At 56.8% G+C, this 685-nt stretch carries 2 protein-coding genes; one reads left to right on the top strand and one right to left on the bottom strand.

Annotation, left to right across the window (positions count from 1 at the left end; all coding sequences use genetic code 11):
• Nucleotides 1–62 precede the first annotated feature (62 nt).
• Nucleotides 63–527 (top strand): RidA family protein, encoded by a 465-nt coding sequence (locus tag M5B96_RS32375; RefSeq protein ID WP_248801233.1) that lies wholly within the window; start codon nt 63–65, stop codon nt 525–527.
• Between the two features lie 50 nt (nt 528–577).
• Here M5B96_RS32375 and M5B96_RS32370 read toward each other — a convergent pair.
• The coding region (locus M5B96_RS32370) for an OprD family porin (RefSeq protein WP_248801234.1) at nt 578–685 on the bottom strand (108 nt) is incomplete at its 5' end.

Raw genomic sequence — 685 nt, 5'->3', positions numbered from 1 at the left:
TCAACTTCGCCAGCGCCCGGTCAACCCGGGCGCTGGCATATTTGCAGTGAAGAGAGAAGACCATGAGTGAACATGACATCCATATCCGTCTCAACGACCTCGGAATCACCTTGCCCATCACCACCGCGCCGGCCGCCGCTTATGTGATGAGCGCGCAAAGTAGCAATCTGGTTTACCTGTCTGGGCACATTGCGAAGAAAGACGGTAAGGTATGGGCGGGAAAACTGGGTGATACACTGAGCACTGAAGACGGTTACGCGGCCGCACGTGCGACGGCGATCGACTTGTTGGCGACGCTGTACGCGCATCTCGGCGATCTGAATCGGGTCGTTCGGATTGTTAAAGTGATGAGTCTGGTGAATTCGACCCCCAGCTTCACTGAGCAACACTTAGTCACCAACGGCGCATCGGAGCTGTTCGCCGAGGTGTTTGGCAATAGGGGGAAGCACGCCCGCTCGGCATTTGGCGTGGCGCAGATACCGTTGGGGGCGTGCGTCGAAATAGAGATGACCGTTGAGGTCAGTTGAAGGTGATGGCAACGCAAGAGGGGGCGAAGTTGTTCGCCCCCTCTTTGTTCTTAAAACAGCTTCCAAGTGTAACTGATGACCAAACGGTTCTCGGTGATGCCCGTGCGGTAGTTGGAACGCGCGACGGCATTGCGTATGCGTACGGCGAGGCCCTTCAG

Origin of the sequence: Pseudomonas sp. MWU13-2105, from assembly GCF_023242315.1 — a bacterium.
Lineage (GTDB): Bacteria > Pseudomonadota > Gammaproteobacteria > Pseudomonadales > Pseudomonadaceae > Aquipseudomonas.
Note: the sequence above shows the minus strand (reverse complement) of the source record. Positions and strands in the feature narration are given on the sequence as shown.

Coding starts and splice junctions, on each gene's coding strand:
- M5B96_RS32375 (WP_248801233.1), top strand. CDS start 63: ATGAGTGAACATGACATCCATATCCGTCTCAACGACCTCGGAATCACC.